Source organism: Aestuarium zhoushanense (assembly GCF_056431045.1).
On sequence record NZ_JBWKMA010000023.1, the window covers coordinates 1 to 26,419 of the forward strand.

At 58.3% G+C, this 26,419-nt stretch carries 19 protein-coding genes; 12 read left to right on the forward strand and 7 right to left on the reverse strand.

The genetic code is table 11. The annotated features are described in order from the left end of the window. Window positions 1-501: 501 nt before the first annotated feature. Complete coding sequence (locus AC07ED_RS11555; protein WP_105234363.1) at window positions 502-1,680, forward strand: cytochrome b/b6 domain-containing protein; 1,179 nt, start codon at window positions 502-504, stop codon at window positions 1,678-1,680. A 53-nt stretch (window positions 1,681-1,733) separates the two neighbouring features. Here AC07ED_RS11555 and AC07ED_RS11560 read toward each other — a convergent pair whose 3' ends face one another. Then, a complete protein-coding gene (locus tag AC07ED_RS11560; protein WP_105234362.1) occupies window positions 1,734-2,312 on the reverse strand; it encodes a YceI family protein in 579 nt (192 codons plus the stop codon). Window positions 2,313-2,616: 304 nt separating this feature from the next. Between AC07ED_RS11560 and deoC the strand changes: the two genes are divergently transcribed. The 3 genes from deoC to rsgA all read left to right on the forward strand — a co-directional run bounded on the left by deoC (window position 2,617) and on the right by rsgA (window position 7,094). Next, window positions 2,617-3,612 carry a deoxyribose-phosphate aldolase gene (deoC, locus tag AC07ED_RS11565; protein ID WP_105236279.1) on the forward strand — a complete coding sequence of 332 codons (996 nt, stop codon included), beginning with the start codon at window positions 2,617-2,619 and terminating at the stop codon, window positions 3,610-3,612. Between the two features lie 10 nt (window positions 3,613-3,622). After that, a complete protein-coding gene (locus AC07ED_RS11570) occupies window positions 3,623-5,980 on the forward strand; it encodes an aldehyde dehydrogenase family protein (protein WP_105234361.1) in 2,358 nt (785 codons plus the stop codon). A gap of 79 nt (window positions 5,981-6,059) precedes the next feature. Continuing rightward, entirely contained in the window at window positions 6,060-7,094 is a 1,035-nt protein-coding gene (gene rsgA / locus AC07ED_RS11575) for a ribosome small subunit-dependent GTPase A (RefSeq protein ID WP_245918113.1), read from the forward strand. A 62-nt stretch (window positions 7,095-7,156) separates the two neighbouring features. On the opposite strand, the gene AC07ED_RS11580 is transcribed toward rsgA, so the two are convergent. Beyond that, window positions 7,157-9,439, reverse strand: a complete 2,283-nt coding sequence (locus AC07ED_RS11580) for an adenosylcobalamin-dependent ribonucleoside-diphosphate reductase (RefSeq protein ID WP_105234359.1) — start codon at window positions 9,437-9,439, stop codon at window positions 7,157-7,159. Window positions 9,440-9,576: 137 nt separating this feature from the next. Between AC07ED_RS11580 and AC07ED_RS11585 the strand changes: the two genes are divergently transcribed. Further along, window positions 9,577-10,008 carry a DUF1489 family protein gene (locus AC07ED_RS11585; protein WP_105234358.1) on the forward strand — a complete coding sequence of 144 codons (432 nt, stop codon included), beginning with the start codon at window positions 9,577-9,579 and terminating at the stop codon, window positions 10,006-10,008. Between the two features lie 6 nt (window positions 10,009-10,014). Here the strand turns inward: AC07ED_RS11585 and hisG are convergent, their stop codons facing one another. From hisG to hisS, 3 genes are read right to left on the reverse strand one after another with little or no spacing between them, the layout of a single operon-like run. Beyond that, window positions 10,015-10,707 (reverse strand): ATP phosphoribosyltransferase, encoded by a 693-nt coding sequence (gene hisG, locus AC07ED_RS11590; RefSeq protein WP_105234357.1) that lies wholly within the window; start codon window positions 10,705-10,707, stop codon window positions 10,015-10,017. After that, complete coding sequence (locus AC07ED_RS11595; protein WP_105234356.1) at window positions 10,704-11,789, reverse strand: ATP phosphoribosyltransferase regulatory subunit; 1,086 nt, start codon at window positions 11,787-11,789, stop codon at window positions 10,704-10,706. The genes hisG and AC07ED_RS11595 overlap by 4 nt, the downstream gene beginning before the upstream one ends. Next, on the reverse strand, window positions 11,786-13,282 hold the full coding sequence (hisS, locus tag AC07ED_RS11600; protein WP_105234355.1) for a histidine--tRNA ligase: 1,497 nt from the start codon (window positions 13,280-13,282) through the stop codon (window positions 11,786-11,788). Before hisS ends, AC07ED_RS11595 begins: the two co-directional genes overlap by 4 nt. 114 nt (window positions 13,283-13,396) lie before the next feature. Here hisS and AC07ED_RS11605 point away from each other — a divergent pair, with 114 nt between their 5' ends. Beyond that, window positions 13,397-13,600 (forward strand): SlyX family protein, encoded by a 204-nt coding sequence (locus AC07ED_RS11605; protein WP_105234354.1) that lies wholly within the window; start codon window positions 13,397-13,399, stop codon window positions 13,598-13,600. Here AC07ED_RS11605 and AC07ED_RS11610 read toward each other — a convergent pair whose 3' ends face one another. Further along, window positions 13,601-14,455 (reverse strand): hypothetical protein, encoded by an 855-nt coding sequence (locus tag AC07ED_RS11610; RefSeq protein WP_105234353.1) that lies wholly within the window; start codon window positions 14,453-14,455, stop codon window positions 13,601-13,603. Between the two features lie 85 nt (window positions 14,456-14,540). Then, entirely contained in the window at window positions 14,541-18,041 is a 3,501-nt protein-coding gene (gene dnaE / locus AC07ED_RS11615) for a DNA polymerase III subunit alpha (protein WP_105234352.1), read from the reverse strand. A 229-nt stretch (window positions 18,042-18,270) separates the two neighbouring features. On the opposite strand from dnaE, the gene xdhA reads away from it, so the two are divergent. The 6 genes from xdhA to AC07ED_RS11645 are packed head-to-tail and all read left to right on the forward strand — an operon-like array spanning window position 18,271 to window position 26,376. Then, entirely contained in the window at window positions 18,271-19,629 is a 1,359-nt protein-coding gene (gene xdhA, locus AC07ED_RS11620) for a xanthine dehydrogenase small subunit (protein ID WP_105236278.1), read from the forward strand. After that, window positions 19,626-21,962 carry a xanthine dehydrogenase molybdopterin binding subunit gene (xdhB, locus tag AC07ED_RS11625; protein ID WP_105234351.1) on the forward strand — a complete coding sequence of 779 codons (2,337 nt, stop codon included), beginning with the start codon at window positions 19,626-19,628 and terminating at the stop codon, window positions 21,960-21,962. Before xdhA ends, xdhB begins: the two co-directional genes overlap by 4 nt. Further along, on the forward strand, window positions 21,959-22,885 hold the full coding sequence (gene xdhC / locus AC07ED_RS11630) for a xanthine dehydrogenase accessory protein XdhC (protein ID WP_105234350.1): 927 nt from the start codon (window positions 21,959-21,961) through the stop codon (window positions 22,883-22,885). Before xdhB ends, xdhC begins: the two co-directional genes overlap by 4 nt. Next, a complete protein-coding gene (locus tag AC07ED_RS11635; protein ID WP_105234349.1) occupies window positions 22,882-24,399 on the forward strand; it encodes an ABC transporter ATP-binding protein in 1,518 nt (505 codons plus the stop codon). Before xdhC ends, AC07ED_RS11635 begins: the two co-directional genes overlap by 4 nt. Further along, a complete protein-coding gene (locus AC07ED_RS11640) occupies window positions 24,386-25,471 on the forward strand; it encodes an ABC transporter permease (RefSeq protein WP_105234348.1) in 1,086 nt (361 codons plus the stop codon). Before AC07ED_RS11635 ends, AC07ED_RS11640 begins: the two co-directional genes overlap by 14 nt. After that, complete coding sequence (locus AC07ED_RS11645; protein ID WP_105234347.1) at window positions 25,471-26,376, forward strand: ABC transporter permease; 906 nt, start codon at window positions 25,471-25,473, stop codon at window positions 26,374-26,376. Before AC07ED_RS11640 ends, AC07ED_RS11645 begins: the two co-directional genes overlap by 1 nt. The last annotated feature ends 43 nt before the right edge of the window (window positions 26,377-26,419 follow it).

Here is a 26,419-nt window from a genome sequence, read left to right on the forward strand (position 1 = left end):
CAGGAAGGCGTACAATCCGATCAAACTGCTCGAAGACATCGATGCGAATGAGAAGATAATAAAAACAAAGAGATACAAAAGATAATAAAGCCCGCTTCGGCGGGCTTTTTGCTGTCTTCTGTTCAATCTCGCGTCCGTATTTTTCGCATGCTTATGGTGAAAAATTGCACGCTTATGGCGTTATTCTAATTTTAAGTATCTGAAAAATAAAGATTTTATTTTAAACGATTCGCACGTTTATGGTAAATCTGCACTAAGTCACTGACACTTATGAGAAATTGGCACTGCGAGTCCGCAGCTATTTTTCGGCCGCACTTAGGCGCGATACATGCGTCAAATACACCGTTTCTTGTGATCAGGATTCTTTGACTGGGGGTTAGCTGTACGGAACCTGCCCCACTTTCGATCATTTTGCACAGACCCTGTGGAAAGCGGTGCGAAGATTTAATCGGGCGAATACGATAACCTGCTCGCATCTTATTCCAACAGATCGTTCACATCATGGTTTCTAACACGTCTAGTAGCTACGGGGCGCTGGCCCGTTTTTTCCATTGGTCTATCGCTCTTTTAATCCTCACCGACATTGGGCTGGGGTTGATCGGGGATGCGACTGAACGCAATGCAGAGACCGCGGGGTTTCTTCAGACCCTTTATTCCACTCATAAAACCATCGGCATTGCAGTTCTGCTCCTCGCAGTCCTGCGCGTAATTTGGGCCCTCACCCAGCCCAAACCCGCACCCTTGCACCCCGAACGCAAAGCCGAAACCTTTGTCGCCGAAGTCGTACATTGGGCGCTCTATGGCGCGATTTTTGTGATGCCGTTGTCTGGTTGGGTGATGCACTCGGCCGAGACGGGCTTTGCGCCAATTTGGTGGCCGTTTGGTCAAGACCTCCCGTTCGTGCCAAAGTCCGAATCCGTCGCCCATATTGCAGGGGCCGTTCACGGGCTGTCCGCGATTGTCATCTACCTCACCGTCGGCGCGCATATCGCTGGTGCGCTGAAACACGCGATTATCGACCGCGATGACACTTTGGCCCGTATGACAAAAGGCAAGGTTTCAGGTTCGCAGGTGTCATCAGGCAGCCATATTGCTCCGATGGTTCCCGCCGCGATCCTCTGGGCCACCATCATTGCGTTGCCTATTCTGACCCAACCTGCTCATGAACACGGCTCGACAACAATTGCTGTCGAACCGGCGTCAGATGCAAATTGGCAGGTAGAGAGCGGGACTCTGACGTTTACGGTCGCGCAAATGGGTGCGCCTGTGACAGGTCAGTTCGGCACTTGGACGGCATCGATCCTGTATGATGACACGGGGTCCGGTGAGGTTGAGGTCATTATTGACACCACATCGCTCACCCTCGGGTCCGTCACAGATCAAGCAAAAGGAGCGGAGTTCTTTAACACCTCCAGCTACGCCACTGCCGTCTTTGCGGCTGAGATCGAACAGATCGAAGGGGCCTCTCATCGTGCGAGCGGGACGCTAACGCTGGTCGGTCAAACCGTCCCTGTGGTTCTGGACTTCACGCTCGACCGCGACGGTGATGCTGCGACAATGACGGGCACAACAACGCTGGATCGTCGCGATTTCGGGATGGGGTCGGGCTACACGGATGAATCGACTGTTGGCTTTGGCGTCACAGTCGATGTGGCCCTCACCGCGACACGAACCCGCTAAACAAAAAAGCCGCCGGATCGCTCCGGCGGCTTTCGCATTCGTTTTGGTTCGGATTATTCAGCTGGAACCATGGCTTCGATCGAAATCTCGATTGCCACTTCGTCGCTGACGTAAGGCGCGAACATTCCCATATCAAAGTCAGAACGCAGAACCGTTGCGGTGGCGTTAAAACCAACCCACGGCAAGTTCGCCATTGGGTGGTCGCCCATCTGAGTCATGGTTGCGTCCAGAACGACCGATTTGGTGATACCGTTCACGGTCAGGTCGCCAGTGATGAGGCCGGTGTTTTCGCCGGTCACTTCGATGCCAGTCGAGGCAAAGGTGATCAGCGGAGCAGCGCTCGCGCCAAAGAAATCGTCAGACAGGAAGTGTGCGTCGCGCTCGTTCCAGCCAGTGATAAGGCTGTCAGCTTTGACTTCTACGGTCACAGACGATGCCGCAGGGTTTTCTGCGTCGAACGAGATCGCGCCGTCAAAGCCAGAGAACATGCCAGTCGTGGTCGAGAAGCCGAGGTGGTTATAGGAGAACACGATCTGGCTGTGCGATGCGTCCAGAACGTAATTTACAGGTTCTGCAGCCACAGCAGTGGCAAGGCCAAAGACCGCAGCAGACGTAAGGAGGAACTTTTTCATAATACACTCTCTTGAGTTGTGTGAGGACTGATCTCGACACTTAACCGAAACATTTGGTTCGGCAATTCACAGTGGCGGAACAGGGTCTGTGTTTTGGCGAACAGCCCGTCGCGCCAAAGTGACTTGATAATGACGTAGGGGCAGGCCAACGACATTTTACTTTTCGATCAAAAAATACTTTTAATTTCGCCTATGGTCTGGTCTGTCCTGTGGATGCATCGCGCAATTCAGGCTACCATCCTGACATTGCCCAGAGGTTTTGGAGCTTTCTATGACTGTAGACGCCCGCCAAGGCGCCACCACCATGCAGGCCGCGCATCAAGTGCCCGCAACGACCGACACAGCCCATGCGTTCGACCGAAACGCGGGCTGCCCTCTTGATGTGTCCATGTTCGACGGACACGCCGTCAACCTGAGCGCCACGGAACGGCGCGCGGCGTCCCTCACGGCGCGCCGGTCGGTCAAGAAAGCGCATCAAGCTGCGTGGCTCGTGAATGCGATCCGCATGATCGACCTGACGACCCTCTCTGGTGACGATACGCGCGAACGTGTGCGCAGGCTTTGTGCCAAGGCCGCGCAGCCCCTTTCCCCTCAGCTTAAGGCCGCCATAGGGATGGAGGGCATGCGCCTCACAACAGGCGCTGTTTGCGTCTACCCCACGATGGTGCATCACGCGGTTGAGGCGCTCGCTGGCACGGGTATCCCTGTTGCCTCCGTCGCCACTGGTTTTCCTGCGGGTCTCACGCCGCTAAACCTCCGCCTAGCTGAAATCCGTTATGCGGTCGAAGAAGGCGCCGCGGAGATCGACATCGTGATTTCCCGCGAACTCGCGCTCAAAGAAAACTGGTCGGAACTCTATGACGAAATCGCCGCGATGCGAGAGGCCTGTGGTCCTGCACATATGAAGGCGATCCTTGCCACGGGCGAATTGCGCACGCTCCGCAATGTCTATGCGGCCTCAATGGTCGCGATGCAGGCGGGTGCCGATTTCATTAAAACCTCCACCGGCAAAGAAGGCGTGAACGCCACCCTGCCCGTCTCACTCACTATGGTGCGCGCGCTTCGCGACTACGGTGCCGAGACTGGGTTCAAAATCGGGTTCAAACCTGCGGGCGGCATCAAATCGGCCAAAGAAGCCATCGCATGGCAAATCCTAATGAAAGAGGAAATGGGCCGCGACTGGCTAAACCCTGATCTGTTCCGCTTTGGCGCGTCCTCTATGCTGGGCGACATTGAACGCCAGATCGAACACTTCGTCACAGGCCGCTATTCCGCCGCAAACCGCCACGCCACCGCGTAAGAGAGTTCAGATGACCGATATTACACCGCTTCTTTCCGACCTCGACTACGGCACGGCACCAGAGGACGCATCCATCGTTCGCAAATGGCTCGACGATCATAAGGCTGGCTTTGGCCATTTCATCGACGGCGCGTTTACGCCCGCAGGCGAAACCTTTGCCGTGACCGACCCCGCAACTGGCGACGTCATTGCCCACGTGACCCAAGGCACCAGTGCCGACGTGGACAAAGCCGTTGCCGCTGCGAACAAGGCCCAACCAAAGTGGGCGAAACTGTCGGGCCATGAACGCGCCAAACACCTCTACGCCTTGGCACGTCACATCCAGCAACACGCACGGTTCCTCTCCGTCTTGGAAACCATCGACAACGGCAAACCGATCCGCGAAAGCCGCGATATCGACATCCCGCTGGTCGCTCGTCATTTCTACCACCATGCGGGCTGGGCTGAAATTCTGGCAGACGAATTCCCGAACATGGATGCCGTTGGCGTTTGCGGTCAGGTGATCCCGTGGAACTTCCCACTGCTGATGCTCGCATGGAAAATCGCGCCTGCCTTGGCTGCGGGTAACACAGTCGTTCTGAAACCGGCTGAATACACACCGCTGACCGCGCTAGCCTTTGCCCAGATCGCGGCGGAGTGTGGCCTGCCCAAAGGTGTGCTGAACATCGTGACAGGCGACGGCGCAACGGGTGCTGCTATCGTCGGCCACAAGGACATCCAAAAGGTTGCCTTTACGGGATCAACCGAAGTTGGCCGCATCATTCGTGACCAGATCGCTGGATCGGGCAAGGCGCTAACCCTCGAGCTTGGCGGTAAATCCCCGTTCATCGTCTTTGCCGATGCCGACCTTGACGCTGCCGTCGAAGGCGTCGTCGATGCCATCTGGTTTAACCAAGGTCAGGTCTGCTGTGCAGGCTCCCGCATCCTCGTGGCAGAGGCCGTTGCCCCACGCTTTACGGCCCTTTTGAAAACCCGCATGGCAAAGCTGCGCGTTGGTGATCCACTCGACAAAAACACGGATGTCGGCGCGATTGTGCACCCCGTTCAGGCCGACCGCATTCGCGATCTAGTCCAAAAGGGTCAAGACGCAGGTGCTGTCCTACACCAGATCTCCGCACCGCAGGGCTGTTTCTACCCCCCGACCCTCGCGACCGATGTCGAACCCGCGTCGATCCTGTGGGAAGAAGAAATCTTTGGCCCCGTGGTCACGCTCACCACCTTCCGCACGGTCGATGATGCCGTCGCATTGGCGAACAACACGCGCTACGGCCTCGCGGCGTCGATCTGGTCAGAGAACATCAATCTCTGCCTCGATATCGCGTCGAAGGTCAAAGCGGGTGTTGTCTGGATCAATGCGACAAACATCTTTGACGCGGCAGCTGGCTTTGGCGGCTACCGCGAAAGCGGGTTTGGCCGCGAAGGGGGCCGCGAGGGGATGCTTTCCTACCTCAAACCTACATCCGTCAAATCTGGCAAAGCAGAACCCGCACCCTCCGCCTTGAACGCCGCCGTTGGCTTATCAACGGCAAACGAAATTGACCGTACGGCCAAACTCTACATCGGTGGGAAACAAGCACGCCCGGACAGCGGCTATTCCTACACGGTATCTGGTCCGAAAGGCCCCGTTGGCCTCGCCCCACTTGGCAGTCGCAAGGACATTCGCAACGCCGTTGAAGCCGCCGCCAAAACCTCTGGCTGGGGCAAGGCGACAGGCCACAACCGCGCGCAGGTCCTCTATTATATCGGTGAAAACCTCTCAGCGCGCGCGGGTGAATTCGCGGAACGCCTGCAGTCGTTCGGTGCCAACAAAGGCACCGCGCAGGATGAAGTTGAGGCCGCAATCCGCCGTTGTTTCTGGTATGCGGCTCAGGCCGACAAATTCGACGGCGCGGTTCACTCAACACAGTCGCGCATGGTCACATTGGCGATGAATGAACCGTTGGGGGTCGTGGGGATCGCTTGCCCCGACCGTCATCCGCTGCTCGGGTTTATCTCAACCGTGCTGCCCACCATCGCAACTGGCAACGCCGTGGTCGCCGTGCCATCGCAGACGCACCCACTTGCCGCGACGGATTTCTACCAGATCCTCGAAACATCTGACGTACCCGCTGGCGTCGTCAACATCGTCACTGGCCCGCGTGAGGAACTCTCCAAAACGCTCGCCCAACACGATGAAGTCGCCGCGATGTGGTATTTCGGAACGGCCGACGGCTGCGCGATGGTGGAAAAGGCCTCGACAGGCAACCTCAAACAAACGTGGACCGAAGTCGCAGGCACCCGTGATTTCGCATCACCTGCAGGGCAAGGGCGCGAATTCCTCGCCCGTGCGACCCAAGTCAAAAACATCTGGGTGCCCTACGGCGAATAACCCCACAGGTGCAGCCCTTTGATCAATGGGGCTGCACCAAACACTTGCAACACTCGGCAATTCTAGCCATGCAGTGCCCGTGACTATTGCATCTGAATCCCAATCTGATCGTTTGGCCGCCCTTGGGTGGACCTCGTTCTATGTCGACCAATTGTCCGACGACGAGGCTAGCCTCGTGCCAATGCGAGTCGCGACTGTCCACCGCAGCCGAATGACCGCGACGACAGGGCGGGAATCCACACGTCTGGTTCTGGGCCACAATGTACGCACCACTGATTTTGCGGTCGGCGATTGGGTCTTGGTCGAACCTGATACCTCGCTTTTGGTGCGTCGCCTTGACCGTCATTCTCTGCTTCAACGCCGCACCGAAGGGGGACGTGATCACCAGTTGATCGCCGCAAACGTGGATACGCTCTTTATCGTCACCTCCTGCAACGACGATTTTAACCCAGCGCGGCTAGAGCGGTATCTGGCCCTTTCGAACGAAGCAGGCACGACTCCCGTCATCGTTCTGACGAAGGCCGACCAAACCACCGAACTCGACCGATACAAGACCGAGGCCGCCGCCATCCAGCGCGACCTGACCGTCGTTACCGTCAACGGTAAATCCCCTGACGCAGCCAAAGTCCTCGCCCCGTGGTGCGGTGCCGGCCAAACAGTTGCTCTGATCGGATCATCTGGCGTTGGCAAATCGACACTCTTGAACACCCTCGCCGACAAAGCCCCCGATGAAGCCCAAGCCACAGGCGGCATCCGCGAATCTGATGCCAAGGGACGCCATACAACGACCTCGCGGTCGCTCCATTCCATTGAGGGCGGTGGCTGGGTGATCGACACCCCCGGCATGCGCACCCTGCATGTCAGCGATCTGTCTGTCGGCCTCGACGTGCTCTTTGCCGAAATCGTAGAGCAAGCCGACAATTGCCGCTTCCGCAATTGCACCCACGCCCACGAACCAGGCTGCGCCGTCCAAGCCGCCGTCGCCCGCGGCGAAATCGACGCGGCGCGCCTAGACCGCTGGCACAAGCTCCAAGATGAAAACCGCAGCAACACGCCTGTCCAAACTGGCCCGCGCGGGAAAAAGGTCACTAAACCGTCGGGGCGCAGGCGGTAGTCAGCACAACGAAAAAGGGCGGCTCTTACAGCCGCCCTTTCGTTATTTCTACATAGCGCAGATCAGCCGCACTTGGAATATCCGCACGACGTGCACGAGGCGCAGCCGCTTTCCATCTTCATGCCGTATTCACCGCAGGATGGGCAGGCTTTGCCGCGCGGGGCTTCGCCGACGACCATAACTTCGGCTTGGGGATCGACCTTGAGGTGCTTGCCTTCGCCTTCGATAAAGCCAATCGCCACCATGTGCTGTTCCAGCACACCACCGATCGCCGCAAGGATCGACGGGACGTATTTGCCCTTCATCCATGCGCCACCACGTGGGTCGAACACTGCTTTCAGCTCTTCGACCACAAAGGACACATCACCACCGCGACGGAACACAGCCGACACCATACGAGTCAGTGCAACGGTCCATGCAAAGTGCTCCATGTTTTTGGAGTTGATGAACACTTCGAACGGACGGCGGTGGCCTGCGATAACAACGTCATTGACGGTGATATAGATCGCATGCTCGCTATCCGGCCATTTGACCTTGTAGGTGTTGCCCTCCAGCGCAGCAGGACGGTCCAGCGGTTCGGACATATAGATGACTTCTGCATCGGTCGAAGTGGTCTCTGGTGCCTCGGACGGGGTTTTGTCCGACGATTCAGACACCGACAGAACCGAACCCGTCACGTCGTTCGGACGGTAGGTGGTGCAGCCCTTACAGCCTGTCTCGTAAGCTTCCATGTAGACTTCTTTGAACGAGTCAAAGTCGATGTCTTCAGGGCAGTTGATGGTTTTCGAAATCGACGAGTCGATCCATTTCTGCGCCGCCGCCTGCATCCGCACGTGTGCCAGAGGCGCGAGCGTCTGAGCGTTCACAAAGTAGCTCGGCAGTTCTGCGTCTGCGCCGAATTTATCGCGGTAGAGTTTGACCGCGTAATCGACGACTTCTTCTTCGGTGCGCGATCCGTCTTTTTGCAGAACTTTGCGAGTGTAAGCGTAAGCAAACACAGGTTCGATGCCCGACGACACGTTGCCAGCATAGAGCGAGATGGTGCCTGTCGGCGCGATCGAGGTCAGCAGCGCGTTGCGGATGCCATGCTCTGCGATGGCGTCTTTCACGTCCTGATCCATGATCTTGAGCGAACCAGACGCGAGGTATTTGTCTTTGTCAAAGAGCGGGAACGCGCCCTTCTCTTTGGCCAGTTCAACAGATGCGAGGTAGGACGCACGAGCGATCTGTTTCATCCATGCTTCGGTTTGCGCGGCGGCTTCTTCGGTGCCGTATTCCAGACCAACCATCAACAGCGCATCAGCCAGACCTGTGACGCCCAGACCAATACGACGCTTTGCCGCCGCTTCTTGGGCCTGCGCCTCAAGCGGGAAGCGCGACGCATCCACAACGTTGTCCATCATGCGCACGGCGGTCGCCACGAGATCGTCGAGCTGCTCAACATTCAAACGAGCGTCTTTCTCAAACGCGTTCTCAACCAGACGCGCCATGTTGATCGAACCGAGGAGACATGCGCCATACGGCGGCAGCGGCTGTTCACCACAGGGGTTCGTCGCTGCGATGGTTTCGCAGTAGGACAGGTTGTTCATCTCATTGATGCGGTCGATAAAGATCACACCGGGTTCAGCGTAATCATAGGTCGACTGCATGATGGTGTTCCAAAGATCACGCGCGTTGACGGTCTTGTAGACCTTACCGTCGTAGATCAGTTCCCACGATTTATCCGCCTTAACCGCTTCCATGAACGGATCGGTGACGAGCACCGACATGTTGAACATGCGCAGACGTGCAGGGTCGGATTTCGCAGTGATGAACTGTTCGATATCGGGGTGGTCACAACGCATCGTCGCCATCATAGCACCACGGCGCGAACCCGCGGACATGATGGTGCGACACATCGCATCCCAAACATCCATGAACGACAGCGGACCAGACGCATCAGCCGCCACACCTTTGACCAGCGCGCCTTTGGGACGAATCGTCGAGAAGTCGTAGCCGATGCCGCCACCCTGCTGCATGGTGAGCGCCGCTTCTTTGAGCATATCGAAAATGCCGCCCATCGAATCTGGCACAGTGCCCATAACAAAGCAGTTGAACAGAGTGACCGAGCGTGCAGTGCCTGCACCAGCGGTGATGCGGCCAGCAGGGAGATATTTGAAATCTTCCAGAGCGCCGTAGAACTTATCTTCCCATTTTTTGGGGTCTTTTTCGACAGCCGCCAAAGCACGCGCAATCCGACGCCACGAATCCTCAACAGTGCCATCCAAAGGTTTGCCGTCGGCATCCTTGAAACGGTACTTCATATCCCAGATTTGTTCGGCAATTGGGGCGGCGAAACGAGTCATTCGATCAATCCTCTGTCGGCATTCATATGTGGCTGGACCGCATAGATATTGTGATGACACCCGTGAGGCAACACAAAATATTGCCTTGCCCACAGGTTTATTTGCTCTATCTAACTATGCTTCGGAGACCATAAGTTATGACCAAATTCACCCACTTAATCAAGCTATCGGTCGGCACAGAAGGCGTTTCAGACCTTGCTGATTGGCAGAAAACCGTTGCTGCACGGACCTCTGACGGATTGCCGCGCCATGTGACTCGCATGTGGCCGAAACGTGAGGACGAGGTTCTGAACGGCGGATCGATCTATTGGGTGATTAAAGGAGTGATCCTCTGCCGCCAAACGATTCTGCGTTTGGATGAGGTCACAGGTCACGACGGCATCCGCCGCTGCGCTATTGTGCTTGATCCCGAACTGGTCCGCGTTGAACCCACCCAGAAACGTGCGTTCCAAGGCTGGCGCTATCTAAAACCCGAGGACGCCCCCGCCGATCTGGGTCGCGCCAAAGAGGGCGAGGCCGATCTGCCCCCATCCCTCTCTGCCGCATTGGCCGAAATTGGTGTTCGGTAAAACCGCTTAGATACCCAGTAGGTCTTCGAGCTGCGTAAGGACCAAGCGATCTTCATTCGACCAATCTGCAGAGCGCGATTTGAACAATGTCGCCTGTGACGAGTGAACCAGCGAATCCGACAGGATCTTCAGGTTATTCGCCCGCAGCGTTTCACCCGTCGACGTAATATCTGCGACCGCTTCGGCGGTTTCATTGCGAACGGTGCCTTCGGTCGCGCCTTGGCTGTCGACCAACTGGTAATCCGCAACGCCGTGTTCACGCAGGAATTCCCGCACGAGGCGGTGATATTTGGTCGCAATCCGCAAACGGTAACCATGGGTCCGACGGAACTGTGCCGCTGCCGCATCGAGATCGTCGAGCGTCTCTACATCGACCCACGAGGTCGGCACCGCGATGATCAGATCAGCGCCACCGAATCCCATGCCTGCCAATTCAGTCACACGGGTTTCCCAGCTCGGCACTTTTTCCCGAACGAGGTCCGATCCCGTGACACCCAAATGAATACGCCCAGTGGTCAATTCACGCGGAATTTCACCCGCCGACAAAAGCACCAGCTCAACACCGTCGATGCCTTCGACCGCACCAGAATATTCGCGCTCTGACCCCGTTTTCTTGAGCGTCAGGCCACGCTCTTCGAACCAGTCAAAGGTCTTATCCATCAACCGCCCTTTGGACGGCACACCGAGCTTGATCGTCATAGCGTATCCCTCAGCGCGAGAACGAGTTCAGGACGGATCACCCCACCGACCGCAGGCACGGCACGGCCACGACCCAAAACATGGGTCAGCGCATCATACCGCCCACCCGACGCCACGGGCGGCAGATCAGGACGTTTATCCGCATAGAACCCAAACACGAACCCGTCGTAATATTCGAGAGTGGTCCGACCAAAGTTGCCTTCGAAATCGAGGGCATCAACGTCGATCCCTGCCTTCGACAGCGCCTCGAGCCGTTGGCTAAACCGCTGAACCGCAGCGCCAATCGACGGCATATCGACCGCGATATCACGCAGGTGGCTCAGAACATTCGGGGATGTTTCCCGCAGGCTCAGGATTTCGTCCAGAAGAGCAATCTGTTCCGACGCAATCGGGGCCGCCGCCGCATCTTCGCGGAGCGCATCAATGCGGGATTCAACCTCGGCACGGGTCCGAACGCCGTGGCTGGTGTCGATCCCTTTGAACGGATCATCGCTCGCCAACAGCGCAGTGCGCGACGCAGGCACGGGGGTTTTCCCACCAAACCGATCCAATAGCGCACGGAACCGACGCGGACGCCAGATATGACGCAAAAGAGCAGCCTTGCGGGCATCCGTCGTCGAAAGCCCACGCACCGCAGCCATCAAAATTCCCAGATCGCCCGTCGCAGCGCGAACAGGCAAACCGTCGAGAGCTTTGGAAATCAGGGTAAAGACCTCAGCATCCGCATGATTGGGCGCCTTGCCGTCAAAGACCTCATAGCCAACCTGAACATATTCGTTTGGCCGCGATGTATCGTCTTCCTGCATACGGAACACTTTGCCCGAATAGGTATAGCGGGCAGGTTCGGCATTGGTTTCCATGTGCCACTGCACCACAGGAACCGTAAAGTCAGGGCGCAGCATCATCTCACCGCGTAACCCGTCGTAAGTCACATAGGCGCGGGCACGGATGTCTTCGCCGTAGAGGTCCAACAGCGTCTCAGCGGGCTGGAGGATATCCGTCTCAACGACCTGCGCGCCCTGCGCCTCAAAAAGCGCACGAATACGGCGCGCTTCGGCGTTTGCTTGGATCAAGCCTGTCATTTCTTCTGGCTTTCCAAAATCTCTCGCACTTTCGCCACCAGATCACCACGCGGCACTTCGTACTGGCTTGGGCGTTCTTTCCATTCGTCAAGCGTCGCGTTCTGCGCGATTTGCGCACCAAGGATCAGGTCCTTGATCTGCACAACGCCGTTCTCTTTTTCAGAACCACCCTCGATCACAGCGATCGGAGAATTGCGTTTGTCCGCGTATTTCAGCTGGTTGCCAAAGTTCTTGGGGTTGCCCAGATAAACTTCGGACCGAATACCCGCGTTGCGCAGTTCCGCGACCATCGCCTGATAATCCGCCATGCGGTCCTTATCCATTACGGTGACAACAACGGGACCAACGGCCTCATTGCTCATCCGCCCTTTGGCGCGCAGAGCAGCCAGCAGACGGTCAACACCGATGGAGACACCCGTTGCAGGGACTTCTTGACCCGTGAACCGTTTCACGAGGTCATCGTAACGACCACCGCCAGATACGGACCCAAACTGACGCGGACGCCCTTTTTCGTCGAGGATTTCGAACGTCAGTTCAGCCTCGAACACAGGGCCAGTGTAGTAGCCAAGGCCACGCACGACAGACGGGTCGATCAGGATACGATCCGATCCATAGCCCTGCGCATCCAAAAGCTCTGCCATATACTCGAGCTCGTTCACACCGTCGTTGCCGACGACGGACGCGCCAACCAATTCGCGCAGACGCGCAGCCGTTGCCGCACCGCTGTCGCGACGTGCATTCATAAAGCCCATGACGATATCGGCCTGTTCGTCCGACAGCCCCGCGCCTTTGGTAAAGTCGCCAGAGTCGTCCATGCGGCCTTTACCGATCAGAAGGCGCACGCCCTCTTCGCCGAATTTGTCGAACTTATCGATGGCGCGCAAAACGATGCCACGTTCATCAACGAACTTATCGGGATCGGTCGGGTCCAGAACGCCAGCAACTTCCATCACGCCGTTCAGAACTTTGCGATTGTTCACGCGCACGATGTAGTCACCACGCGGAATACCCACGGTTTCCAGCGTATCGGACAGCATCGCGCAAATCTCTGCGTCTGCGGCAACGGTCGGCGAACCAACGGTATCCGCATCGCACTGATAAAACTGACGGAACCGGCCGGGACCTGGCTTTTCATTGCGCCAAACGGGACCCATCGCATAACGGCGATAGGGCGACGGCAGGTCATTGCGATATTGCGCGGCCACACGCGCCAACGGCGCGGTCAGGTCATAGCGCAGCGCGACCCAGTCCTTTTCATCCTCTTGCCATGCGAACACACCCTCGTTTGGGCGATCCACGTCAGGCAGGAATTTACCAAGCGCCTCAACGGTCTCAACAGCCGAGGTTTCCAGCGCCTCAAACCCGTAGCGATGATACACTTCGGCAATCTGACCGAGCATATGGCTCCGCTCGGTGACTTCTGCACCGAAGTAATCACGGAAACCTTTGGGCGTTTCTGCCTTGGGGCGGGGCTGTTTCTTTACCTTGGCCATCTTATTCCTCGAGGGTCGGCTATCGGGTCTGCGTTTAACCCGCCAATGGCCTAAGGGCAACGCGAAGGTTGCAGGTTACTGGCGGGGTCACATCAGACGTGCTATCTCGGCGATATGACAAATATTACCGACCTCGAAGAAAAAATCGCTCACCTGACCCGCACCGTCGACGATCTGTCGGATGTTGTGGCCCGTCAGGAACGCGAACTTGCTCTCGTGATGCGCCGCGTTGGCCTGCTGATGGAGCGTGAGGCCGAACGCGAGGCCGCGTCAGGCGACGGCGTCCCACTGGCCGATCAACGCCCGCCGCACTGGTAATCAGTGTTCGTCGATTGCGGCGACATCACCGTTATGTAGCAGGATATTGGTCCATTCGGGATTGGTCCCGAAGGTCTCATACACCGTCATAAACACAGTATTCCGCCCCAGCGCGTCCAGTTGCGCGCCGCAAGGTTCGCCATGCCCAACGCGGCAGACCGATGACTTAATCGCCTCATAAGTGCTGTCGGTGTCCGTATAGGGGAGCGCCGATTCAGGCGTGAGGTAGCGCACCATTTCATGTGTGCCCACGTCGCCGAACATCACAACCGCCGCCGTCACCTGCCGTGCGCAGCCATCCGCAAAACCGGTGATGTAATGCGTGCGCGGAACCGACGTGTCACCGCCCGCGTCATAAACCGTGTAACCCGCGACCGATTCCACCTTCTGCCCCATGTCAGCGGTCGCAATCCCACAGACGGGCGCGATCACACCATATGGAAGGAAGGTCCCAATCGGCACCGCATCGGCTGGCTCTGCTGGTGTTTCAGCCTCATCCGAATTCCGCGCGAACATGCGGCCAAATAAACCGCCACGAGCCGCAGGAGTTTCGGGATCGAGATCATCCACGGGATCAGTCACCTCAACCGCGGCCAATTCGACTTCGGCCTCTGGGGTGTCATCCACCACAACAGCCTCGTCAGGTGCATCAGCATTGCCCGCAAATATCCGCCCGAAAAACCCCCGCTTTTCCTCGATATCTTCGGCGACTGTCACATCAGCTTCAGCCGCAATTGCCGCCTCGGGCGCATCGGTGGCCAGTTCGACCTCATCCAGACGACCCACCTTATCCAGCGGGGACATACAGCCCGCCAACAGCCCGACTGAGGCGATAGCAAAAAGGCGGTTCAACATGGCGGGTCCCTTCCGAGTGGTCCCGCGTTTTAACACGATACCCCCGATGGTCCACCCGCGACCTTAGCCGCGGGCAAAAGAGCGCCTAGGCCTCGACCACATCCATGACCCCATCCAAGGACCGCAAGGCGCCTTTGATCTCTGGGTTGATCGGGAAATCTTCGCTTAGGTCGATGTCAATTTCGGCAAGGTCGCCAGAGGTCATCAACGTCAGGATCACAGGTCCACGGGCACCACGCAGTTTTTGCGTCTTTGCCCCCTCCAGAACCGTGGAAATCGCCGACACCGCCTGCGGTTCGTTCACATAGACCCGCAGTGCCGATGACGTCAGATCAGAAACCACCGTATCAATCGGCACAATCGACCGCGCCAAAAGCTTTAGCTGGTCAGACTCCATCGTCGCCTCGACCGTCAGAACGACCTTATTGCCCGTCTCCAGATGATCGCGGCACACATCCAGCGTATCCGAGAAAATCGTGACCTCATAAGCCCCCGTCGGATCGGACAACTGCGCAAAGGCAAAACGATTGCCCCGCGCGGATTTGCGTTCCTGACGCCCGGCCACGTGACCTGCCATTTTGACAACGCAGGCGCCATGTTCAGCTTTCGCCATCACTTCGTCGAGCGACAGAACCTGATTGCGTTTCAGCGCCGTCATGTAGTCATCCAGCGGGTGACCCGACAGATAAAAACCAATCGCCTTATATTCTTCGGCCAATCGCACCGCAGGCAACCAGTCGGGCGTATTCGCCAATCGTGGCTCTGGCAGATCGTCGCCGGCCTCACCAAAGAGCGAAACTTGGTTCGATGTCTTTTGATCCTGAATAGCCGCCGAATAACCGACCAAGGCCTCTAGACTGTCAAAGACCCGCTTGCGGTTGCTGTCCAACTGATCAAACGCCCCTGCCCGTGCGAGCATCTCGAGCGGACGTTTGCCGATCCGCTTCAGGTCACATCGCCGCGCGAAATCAAACAGCGTCGCAAAAGGTTTCTCACCGCGTCCCTCGACCACCAGCCGCATCGCATCCGCGCCGACGTTTTTCAACGCGCCCAGCGCATAGACGAGTTTTTGATCGACCACGTCAAACGTCGCGAGACTGCGGTTCACGCAGGGCGGGATGTAATCGATCCCAAGCCCCTTTTTCACCTCTTGGAAATAGATCGACAGCTTGTCGGTCAGGTGAATATCGCAGTTCATCACACCGGCCATAAACTCGACCGGATGGTTCGCCTTGAGCCATGCTGTCTGATACGACACCACCGCATAGGCCGCCGCGTGGGATTTGTTAAAGCCGTAGTTCGCGAATTTTTCGAGAAGGTCGAAAACTTCCGATGCCTTCTTTTTATCGACACCGTTCTTCGCCGCGCCCTCTTCGAATTTCGGGCGTTCGGCGTCCATCGCCTCTTTGATCTTTTTACCCATCGCACGGCGAAGCAAGTCCGCGCCGCCAAGCGAGTAACCCGCCATGACCTGCGCGATCTGCATCACCTGTTCCTGATAAACGATGATGCCCTGCGTTTCGGCGAGGATGTGGTCAATGGTCGGGTGGATCGACTCGAGTTCTTTGCGACCGTGTTTCACATCGCAATAAACGGGAATGTTCTCCATCGGACCCGGACGGTAGAGCGCCACAAGCGCAACAATGTCCTCGATACAGGTCGGCTTCATCCGTTTTAGTGCGTCCATCATGCCCGTGGATTCCACCTGGAACACCGCAACCGTTTTCGCCGCCGAATAGAGTTTGTAGGTCTTCTCATCCTCAAGCGGGATGGCGTTGATCTCGTTCTCTGCCCCTTCGGCAGGTTCATAGAGCTGCGTGCCATCCGCCGCGACATGCAGCGGGCGACCCGATTTAAAGATCAAATCCATCGCAGACTGAATGACGGTCAGGGTCTTTAGGCCCAAGAAGTCGAACTTTACGAGCCCCGCCTGTTCCACCCATTTCATGTTGAACTGGGTTGCAGGCATGTCAGAGCGAGGGTCCTGATAGAGCGGCACCAAGGCATCCAACGGACGGTCCCCGATCACGACACCCGCCGCGTGGGTCGATGCGTTCCGCAACAGGCCTTCGATTTTGGTCCCGTAGGTCAAAAGCCGATCAACGACCTCTTCGTTGCGGGCTTCTTCGCGCAGGCGTTCTTCTTGGATCAGGGCCTGTTCAATGCTGACAGGTTTCACACCCTCGACAGGGATCATCTTGGACAGACGATCCACCTGCCCGTAGGGCATCTGCAACACCCGCCCAACGTCGCGCACCGCAGCCTTGGACAACAGCGCACCAAAGGTGATGATCTGCCCAACTTTGTCACGACCGTATTTCTGCTGCACATAGCGGATCGTTTCTTCGCGACGATCCATGCAGAAGTCGATGTCGAAGTCAGGCATCGACACACGTTCGGGGTTCAGGAAGCGTTCGAACAGAAGGCTGTAGCGCAGCGGATCAAGGTCGGTGATCGTCAGCGCATAAGCCACGAGTGAACCCGCACCCGAACCACGGCCCGGACCGACGGGGATGCCGTTATCCTTGGACCACTTGATAAAGTCCGCAACGATCAGGAAGTAGCCAGGGAACCCCATCCCCTCGATGATATCCAACTCGAAATCGAGCCGTGCCTGATACTCCTCAACCGTCACCGCATGAGGAATAACCGCCAGTCGTGCCTGCAAACCCTCATTGGCCTGACGACGCAGTTCAACGACCTCATCATCGGCAAACTTCGGCAAAATCGGGTTGCGTTTGTAGGCCTTGAACGCACAGCGTTTCGCGATCTCGACCGTGTTTTCCAGTGCCTCGGGAAGGTCGGCAAAGAGGGTCGCCATCTCTTCAGGCGATTTGAAATAGTGCTGCGGGGTCAGCCGCCGACGCGGTTCGGCCTGATCGACATAAGCCCCCTGAGCGATACAGATCAGCGCATCGTGTGCCTCATAAATGTCAGGCTTCGGGAAATAGACATCGTTGGTCGCGACGAGCGGCAACTCCATCGCATAGGCCATCTCAATATGACCGCGCTCTGACAATTGCTCTGCCTCAGGCAGACCGTCCTCTTGGGGGTGGCGCTGGAGTTCGACATAGAGACGATCTGGATAAATCCCTTTCATTTGCGACAGCAACGCCTCAGCCTTCCCACGCTGACCTGCCCGCAAAAGACGCCCAATCGGACCATCAGGTCCACCAGACAAACAAATCAACCCTTCGGAATACCGTTCAAGGTCCGCGACCTCGACCTGCGGCAACCGCCCACCAGCATCCACATAAAGAACGCTGTTCAGTTTCATCAGGTTTTCATACCCGCGCTCTGACTGGGCCAGCAGCACAATCGGCGCTGGATCATCGGGACGCTTTCCCGGTTCGGGCGTGGTATAAGCCAGATCGACCTGACAGCCGATAATCGGCTGGATACCCGCACCGCTGGCGTATTCGGAAAACTCCAACGCGCAGAACATGTTATTCGTATCGGTCACAGCGACCGCGGGCATGTTCATATCCGCCGCCATGCCCGACAACTTTTTCACCCGCACCGCCCCTTCAAGGAGCGAATATTCCGTGTGAACGCGAAGATGGATGAATCGTGGCTGGCTGGTCATGTGGCTAGGATATGGCCAGCGTTGGGGATGTAAAAGCATCAAATGCACGCAATTTCACCGCGCAAATTTTGGGCAACTGACGCAAAGGACGGCAGGTTTTGACACAAAATTCTTGCCAACTGAGGAAAGCATCGCTTTGATCAGAGGGATAAAGAGAGTGGGCCTCTACGCCGCATCGATGCCCAATGACATTCTCTGGACCGTTGGTAAGGCGGCAGGTCAAGACCCTATGGAGGTATCGTTTCTTCTCAACGGAGAGACAGTCCTTGTCTCGCAACCCGCGACACGGACCCTACTCGATTGGCTGCGCGAAGATCGCAGTCTCACAGGAACCAAGGAAGGCTGTAACGAAGGCGATTGTGGTGCCTGCACGGTCGTCGTGCAGGATGGCACCTCTGTGCGTGCCCTGAACGCCTGCATCCTGTTCCTGCCCCAACTAAACGGCAAAGCTGTCCGCACGGTCGAAGGCATCGGCAAAGACGGACTACACGCCGTTCAGCAGGCTTTGGTTGATCAACACGGCAGCCAATGCGGGTTCTGCACACCGGGATTTGTGGCCTCCATGGTCGCGGGCCACGCCCAAGGCCGCACCGATCACGACACCGTCCTTGCGGGCAACCTCTGCCGTTGCACGGGCTATGCCCCGATCATCCGCGCCGCACGGTCTGCCGAGGGTGCCGCCCTGCCAGAGTGGTTGAAACAGGACGCCGAATGGGTCGCAGCACAGCAGCCGTCAGGCCCTGCGCCAAAAACCTGCGACGACCTCGCCGCGCTTTACCTCGCCAATCCTGACGCGACGCTCGTGGCGGGGGCAACGGATGTGGGGCTGTGGGTGACCAAACAGCTCCGCAATCTGGATAAGGTGATTTTCCTTAACCAATGCGACGACCTGAAAACCGTTGAGGTCACGGACACCGCGATCCGCATCGGCGCGGGTGTCTCCATGACCGACGTTCGCGCCCTCATGGTCGAACACCACCCCAGCTACGCCGAAATGATCCGCCGCTATGGGTCCGAACAGGTCCGCAACGCCGCCACAATCGGCGGCAACATCGCCAACGGGTCGCCCATCGGTGACAACCCGCCCGCCCTCATCGCGCTGGGCGCAACGCTGCACCTGCGCAAAGGCGACACCCGACGCGACCTCCCTATCGAAGACTTCTTTATCGACTATGGCAAACAGGACCGCGCAGCTGGCGAATTCGTAGAGGCCGTAACGATCCCGAAATCCGCCCCAGACTTGCGGTGTTACAAGCTCTCCAAACGGTTCGACCAAGACATCTCTGCCGTCTGCGGATGCTTCAACATCACCGTAAGCGATGGAAACGTCATAGCCGCACGCATCGCCTTTGGCGGGATGGCGGGAACGCCGAAACTGGCCAGCGCGACGATGTCCGCACTGATCGGGCAACCGTGGACCGAGGCCACATTGGACGCCGCTTGCGAGGCGCTCGGCACCGATTACAGCCCAATGTCCGATATGCGCGCCTCCGCCGCCTACCGACTAGAGGCCGCCAGAGGCATGTTGCGCCGTTATTTCGCGCAGTCCTTTGGCTTGCCCACAAACGTGTTGGAGGTCGAGTTATGACCGTTCGCCAACCCCTCCCTCACGATAGCGGTCCGCTCCATGTAACTGGCTCTGCGCGGTATATCGACGACATCCCAACACCGCGTGATTGCTTGCATATTGCCTTTGGTCAGTCGCCCGTCGCACGCGGAACGATCACCTCGCTCGACCTTTCAGCCGTTAAATCAGCCAAAGGCGTCGTCGCCGTCCTCACCGCCGATGACCTGCCGTTTTCAAATGATGTCAGCCCGTCGATCCATGACGAACCCTTGCTCGCTGTCGATCAGGTCCACTACGTCGGCCAACCGATTTTCATGGTCGTCGCCGACAGCCATCTGAACGCCCGCAAAGCGGCCCGTCTCGCTAAAATCGAGATCGCAGAAGAAAAACCGATTCTCTCGGTTGAGGACGCGATGGTGGCTGGTAGCTTCTTTGAAGGTGGGCCGCGCACGTGGTCCAAAGGCGATGCGAAGGCCGCGATTGAAAATGCCCCCCGCCGCCTGACTGGTCAGTTTGACATAGGCGGTCAGGAACATTTCTACCTTGAGGGTCAAGCGGCCCTCTCTCTCCCCCAAGATAACGGGGACATGGTTGTTCACAGTTCGACCCAGCACCCGACCGAAATCCAACACAAGGTCGCCGACGCGCTGGGCGTGCCGATGCATGCGGTCCGCGTAGAATGTCGTCGTATGGGTGGCGGCTTTGGCGGCAAAGAAAGCCAAGGCAACGCGCTCGCCGTTGCCACAGCCGTTGCAGCCCGACTAACAGGCCGCGCCTGCAAAATGCGCTACGACCGCGACGACGATATGGTGATCACGGGCAAACGCCATGATTTTCGGATCGGCTATGAGGTCGGCTTTGACGACAAGGGTCGGATCAAAGGGATCGCTTTTACCCAAATCACCCGCGGTGGCTGGGCGCAGGATTTAACGGGGCCGGTCGCGGACCGTGCGATGCTCCATTCAGACAACGCCTATCTTCTGCCCCACGCAACCATCACGTCCTATCGCCTGAAAACCAACATGCAGTCCGCCACCGCGTTCCGTGGCTTTGGTGGTCCGCAGGGTGTTCTGGGCATTGAACGGGTGATGGACCACATCGCGCATGACCTCGACATGGACCCCGTTGAGGTGCGCCGCCTGAATTACTACGCCCCAGCCAAAGGCGCCGAGGCCAAAGCGATCGGCACAGGCAAACCCTTTGGGGCCGAGTTTTCACCCGAAACCCATCGGCCAGAGCCGAACACCACGCCCTATGGGATGGAGGTCAAAGATTTTCTCCTCCACTCCATGACGGAACGGCTCCTCGAAACATCGGACTACAAAAACCGCAAGGCACAGATCGCGGCGTGGAATGCGAACTCTCCGATCCTGAAACGGGGGATCGCGTTTAGCCCTGTAAAGTTCGGCATTTCCTTCACCCTCACCCACCTGAACCAAGCGGGCGCATTGGTCCACGTCTACCAAGACGGCTCCATCATGCTGAACCACGGCGGGACAGAGATGGGTCAGGGCCTGTTCCAGAAAATCGCCCAAGTCGCCGCCGCGCGGTTTGGCGTCTCGACTGAGACGGTCAAAATCACCGCGACCGACACGTCGAAGGTGCCGAACACTTCGGCCACCGCTGCCTCCTCTGGGTCCGACCTCAACGGCATGGCGGTCCTCGCCGCCTGCGATGCCATCCGTACCCGCATGGCAGAGTTCTTGGGCCAAGGCGCGTCCGTCACATTCGCGGACGGTATGGTCACGTGGGACGGCCATTCCATCACCTTCGCAGACGCTGCGATGCGGTGCTATCAGGCGCGTGTCGGACTATCCGCCACAGGGTTCTACAAAACCCCCGACCTCTCGTGGGACCGCGAGGCTGGCAAAGGGCGACCGTTCTTTTACTTTGCCCACGGTGCCTCTGTCACCGAAGTCGTCATCGATACGCTCACAGGTGAAAACCGCATCCTGCGGGCGGACGTTCTGCACGATGTCGGCGCATCGCTGAACCCCGCGCTGGACAAGGGCCAAGTCGAAGGCGGCTATGTCCAAGGCGCAGGCTGGCTCACCACCGAAGAACTGGTTTGGGACGACCACGGTCGGCTGCGCACGCACGCGCCCTCGACCTACAAAATCCCTGCCTGTTCCGACCGCCCGCCTGTGTTCAACGTAGATCTCGTCGACGGCGAAAACCCCGAAGCCACGATCTACAGGTCCAAAGCCGTGGGCGAGCCGCCGTTCATGCTGGGCATCTCGGCCTTCCTTGCGCTCTCGGATGCTGTCGCCGCTTGCGGGGATCGCTATCCCGACCTCGACGCCCCCGCCACGCCAGAGCGTATCCTCATGGCCGTGAAACGGGTGCAGGCATGACGTTCGACCTGACATATCTGCGCAAATGCGCAGAGCGTGGCCCCTTTGCCCGCGTTCTTGTGACGCGCACGGCAGGATCGGTGCCGCGTGAGGCGGGAACCTCGATGGTCGTTTGGCAAGATGGGCAAGACGGCACCATCGGCGGTGGTCGGCTGGAATGGGACGCGGTGCGCGATGCCCGCGCGATGATTGGGCGCGGTGGGATCAGCGAACGGACTTACCCGCTTGGCCCTGAACTGGGGCAATGCTGCGGGGGTTCCGTGACCTTGGTGACTGAAGTCTTTGACGCGCAGTCGCTGCCCAGCGAATTGCCCTATGCGCGGCCCCTTCGCCCCGCATCCACACTGCCCGCAAAAATCGCCAATCGACTGGCCACCATGCCACCGCAATTGGTACCCCTGATCATCGACGGCTGGCTGATCGAAACCGCACCTGTCCAAACTCGTCACCTCTGGGTCTGGGGCGCTGGCCATGTTGGGCGCGCGCTGGTCAATGTCCTCGCGCCGCTGCCCGCCCTTTCGATCACGTGGATCGACATTGCGCGTGATCGGTTCCCCGACACAATCCCCGCAGGCGTGACAGAGGTCATCGCATCCGATCCGCCCCTCTTGGCCGCCCATGCGCCGAAATCGGCAGAGCACATCATCCTGACCCATAGTCACCAAATCGACCTCGACCTATGCCATGCGCTTTTGTCGCGCGGATTTTCTGCCCTTGGGCTCATCGGGTCGGCCACAAAATGGGCACGCTTCCGTAACAGACTGACATCATTGGGTCATTCACCTGCACAAATTTCACGCATTGCCTGCCCAATAGGCGATCCGACGTTAGGAAAACACCCACAGGCGATTGCCTTGGGGGTTGCCACACGCCTGCTTGCGCGGGCAGATAGCGACCAAGACAAAGAAACGGGGACAACGTGACGCTTCTCGACCTACAGGGATTGACCAAGGCCTATCCAGGCGTCGTCGCCAACAGCGACATCAGTTTTGCCATTGGCAAAGGCCAAATCCACGCGCTCCTCGGTGAGAATGGCGCGGGCAAATCGACGCTCGTCAAAACGATCTACGGCCTCGTTCGCCCCGATGCTGGCACCATGACGCTAGAGGGTGCGCCCTTTACCCCAACTGATCCCCGCGCCGCACGCGCCGCTGGTATCGCTATGGTTTTCCAGCACTTTTCCCTATTCGACGCCCTAACCGTCGCCGAAAACATCGCCCTCGGGATGGAGAACCCGCCGAAACAACGCGAGCTCGCTCAGCGCATCCGCGAGGTATCGGAAAACTACGGCCTGCCCCTGTCGCCTGACCGCATCGTCGGTGATCTCTCGGCGGGTGAACGTCAGCGGGTCGAGATCATTCGCTGCCTGCTCCAAGACCCGAAACTCCTGATCATGGACGAACCGACCAGCGTTCTGACCCCTCAGGAGGTAGAGATTCTCTTTGGCACCCTCCGCCTTTTGGCGTCCGAGGGAACGTCGATCCTCTATATCTCGCACAAGCTCGAAGAAATCCGGGCGCTCTGCGAACACGCGACCGTTCTGCGTCTGGGCAAGGTCGTCGGCACCTGTGATCCCCGCGAAACCACCAGCCGCGACATGGCGGAACTGATGGTCGGCACAACGCTAATGACGCCGAAACGCGATGGCGAAGCACTGGGCGACGATGTTCTGGTGATCGAGGGCCTTACCGCCCCCGCTCCGCATCAATTCGGCACCGCCCTGAAAAACGTCAGCGTTTCAGTCAAATCTGGTGAAGTCCTGGGCATCGGCGGTGTTGCAGGCAATGGTCAGGACGAACTCGTCGCGGCGCTTTCTGGTGAAATGCCTGTCGACGCTGCGATGGTGGCGCTCGACGGTCAGGCCATTGGCGACCTCGACCCGAACACACGCCGCAAAATCGGCCTCTGCGCCGCGCCCGAGGAACGCAACGGTCACGCCGCCGCCCCAGACATGACGCTCACAGAAAACGCGCTCATGACCGCGAAAACGCGGTTGGGCCTTTCGAAAAACGGCTTCCTTGATTGGCCAAGCGCCCGCGACTTTGCCCTCTCTGTAATCGAAGGCTTTGATGTGCGGACCCCTGGTCCAGAAACCGCGGCCCGCGCACTCTCTGGCGGCAACCTCCAGAAATTCGTGATCGGACGGGAAATCCTACAAAAGCCGCGCGTTTTGGTCGTGAACCAGCCGACATGGGGCGTTGATGCCTCTGCCGCCGCTGCGATCCGTCAGGCGCTCTTGGACCTCGCGGGCGAAGGCTCTGCCGTTGTTGTTATCTCCCAAGACCTCGATGAGATTTTGGAAATCGCCGACCGTTTTGCTGCCCTGAACGAAGGCACCCTGTCCCCCGCCGTACCTACCGCTGGCCTCACGATGGAGAGGATCGGTCTGATGCTTGGTGGCGCACATGATATGGAGGCCGCTCATGTTGAGGCTTGAGAAACGGCCACAGCCGTCGAAAAACTGGTCTTATGGCGCACCACTCCTCGCTGTGGTGCTGACGATTATCCTCGGCATGGGGCTTTTCGCGATCTTGGGCAAAGACCCTGTCATCGCAATCAAAACCATCTTCTGGGACCCAGTCTTTGGCCAGTTCGCGCATTTCTACCGCCCCGAGGTGGTGAAAAAGGCGGCCCCCCTTGTGCTGATCGCCGTGGGCCTATCGTTCGGATTCCGTGCAGGTATCTGGAACATCGGTGCCGAAGGACAATACATCATCGGTGCGATCTGCGGCGCTGGCGTGGCGCTGGCGGTCTACCCTTATGACACCCGCTGGGTTCTGTTCCCGCTGATGATTGTCGCGGGGGCCTTGGGTGGGTTCCTCTGGGCGATGATCCCCGCGCTCCTCCGCGTGTTTTTCAAAACCAACGAAATCCTTGTATCGCTCATGCTGGTCTATGTGGCCGAAGTGTTGATCAAGGCCTTCTCAATTGGCCTTTTGCGCAACCCCGAAGGCTACGGCATGCCGGGCAGCCGCAACCTGCGCCAATATCCCGCCGCCGCAAACCTCGACCTGATCAGCGGCACGGGGTTCCATTGGGGCGCATTGACCGCCGTTTTTGCCGTGGTCGTGGCCTACGTCATGTTCACCCGTCACCAGTTCGGCTTTAACGTCCGCCTCGCAGGGCAAAGCCCCCGTGCGGCTGGCTTTGCTGGTGTGAACGCAAATAAGCTGATCATTGTCTGCCTCGGCCTTTCTGGCGCGATGGCTGGCCTTGCAGGTTTGTTCGAGGTCGCTGGCCCCTCAGGTCAAATCCTCGGGTCGTTCCCGTCCTACTATGGCTTTACCGCGATTATCGTGGCCTTCCTCGGTCGTCTGAACCCCATCGGCATCCTGCTCGCAGGGCTGCTGATGGCGCTGACCTATATCGGGGGCCAAGCCGCCGAAGCCCAACTGAACCTCCCCTCAGCCGCGATCCTGACGTTCCAAGGGATGCTGCTGTTCTGCCTCTTGGCCGTGGACGTTCTGACCAACTACCGTTTCAAAATCGGCAAGGCAGAGGTGCGCTAATGGATATCAACCCGATCCTCCTACTTGCGGCGCTGATGGTTGCGTCGACACCGATCCTCTTGGCCGCAATTGGCGAATTGGTCGTGGAACGCTCTGGCGTCCTGAACCTCGGCGTTGAGGGCATGATGATCGTTGGCGCGGTCTGCGGCTATATCGCGGGCCATTCCAGCGGGAACCCCTACCTCGGTTTCGTCGGCGCTGCAGCGGCGGGCGCGGCTTTGTCGCTGATCTTTGCCGTGTTGACCCAGTTCCTGCTGACCAATCAGGTGGCAACGGGACTTGGCCTGACGATGTTTGGTCTGGGCCTGTCATCGCTTATCGGTCAAGGCGCGAAAGGGTCGCCAGACCTGACCGTTTCCAAACTCCACATCCCGCTGCTCGCCGACATTCCTGTCATCGGCCCGATCCTGTTCCAGCACGATGTGATGGTCTACCTCAGCGTCGCCATCGTCGCGGGCGTCTGGGCTTTTCTCAAATACTCTCGCGCAGGTCTGATCTTGCGGGCCGTTGGCGAAAACCACGATGCCGCCCACGCGCTGGGATATAACGTCCGTGCCGTCCGCGTCCTTGCCATCATGTTCGGTGGCGCCTGTGCGGGTCTCGCGGGGGCCTACATCAGCCTCGTGCGCGTGCCCCAGTGGATCGACGGTATCACCGCTGGCGCTGGCTGGATCGCGCTCGCCATCGTCGTCTTTGCCAGCTGGAAGCCGTGGCGTTTGATCGCAGGTGCCTATCTTTTTGGCGGTGTGACTGTCCTTCAGCTTAACTTGCAGGCTGAGGGCTTGAAAATTCCTGTAGAATATTTGTCGATGGCACCATACCTCGCGACTATCGTCGTCCTCGTGATGATCCGCGCAGGACGTGCGCCTGCATCGCTGGGCAAATCTTTCCACCCCTCGACCTGAGGGACGAAAACTAACCGCCAGAGTCTGCTCTCTGGTCCAATTG

Coding starts and splice junctions, on each gene's coding strand:
- AC07ED_RS11570 (WP_105234361.1), top strand. CDS start 3,623: ATGACCGATATTACACCGCTTCTTTCCGACCTCGACTACGGCACGGCA.
- deoC (WP_105236279.1), top strand. CDS start 2,617: ATGCAGGCCGCGCATCAAGTGCCCGCAACGACCGACACAGCCCATGCG.
- AC07ED_RS11560 (WP_105234362.1), bottom strand. CDS start 2,312: ATGAAAAAGTTCCTCCTTACGTCTGCTGCGGTCTTTGGCCTTGCCACT.
- AC07ED_RS11605 (WP_105234354.1), top strand. CDS start 13,397: ATGACAAATATTACCGACCTCGAAGAAAAAATCGCTCACCTGACCCGC.
- xdhB (WP_105234351.1), top strand. CDS start 19,626: ATGACCGTTCGCCAACCCCTCCCTCACGATAGCGGTCCGCTCCATGTA.
- xdhA (WP_105236278.1), top strand. CDS start 18,271: ATGGAGGTATCGTTTCTTCTCAACGGAGAGACAGTCCTTGTCTCGCAA.
- AC07ED_RS11640 (WP_105234348.1), top strand. CDS start 24,386: ATGTTGAGGCTTGAGAAACGGCCACAGCCGTCGAAAAACTGGTCTTAT.
- AC07ED_RS11585 (WP_105234358.1), top strand. CDS start 9,577: ATGACCAAATTCACCCACTTAATCAAGCTATCGGTCGGCACAGAAGGC.
- hisS (WP_105234355.1), bottom strand. CDS start 13,282: ATGGCCAAGGTAAAGAAACAGCCCCGCCCCAAGGCAGAAACGCCCAAA.
- AC07ED_RS11610 (WP_105234353.1), bottom strand. CDS start 14,455: ATGTTGAACCGCCTTTTTGCTATCGCCTCAGTCGGGCTGTTGGCGGGC.
- xdhC (WP_105234350.1), top strand. CDS start 21,959: ATGACGTTCGACCTGACATATCTGCGCAAATGCGCAGAGCGTGGCCCC.
- AC07ED_RS11555 (WP_105234363.1), top strand. CDS start 502: ATGGTTTCTAACACGTCTAGTAGCTACGGGGCGCTGGCCCGTTTTTTC.
- dnaE (WP_105234352.1), bottom strand. CDS start 18,041: ATGACCAGCCAGCCACGATTCATCCATCTTCGCGTTCACACGGAATAT.
- hisG (WP_105234357.1), bottom strand. CDS start 10,707: ATGACGATCAAGCTCGGTGTGCCGTCCAAAGGGCGGTTGATGGATAAG.
- AC07ED_RS11645 (WP_105234347.1), top strand. CDS start 25,471: ATGGATATCAACCCGATCCTCCTACTTGCGGCGCTGATGGTTGCGTCG.
- AC07ED_RS11595 (WP_105234356.1), bottom strand. CDS start 11,789: ATGACAGGCTTGATCCAAGCAAACGCCGAAGCGCGCCGTATTCGTGCG.
- AC07ED_RS11580 (WP_105234359.1), bottom strand. CDS start 9,439: ATGACTCGTTTCGCCGCCCCAATTGCCGAACAAATCTGGGATATGAAG.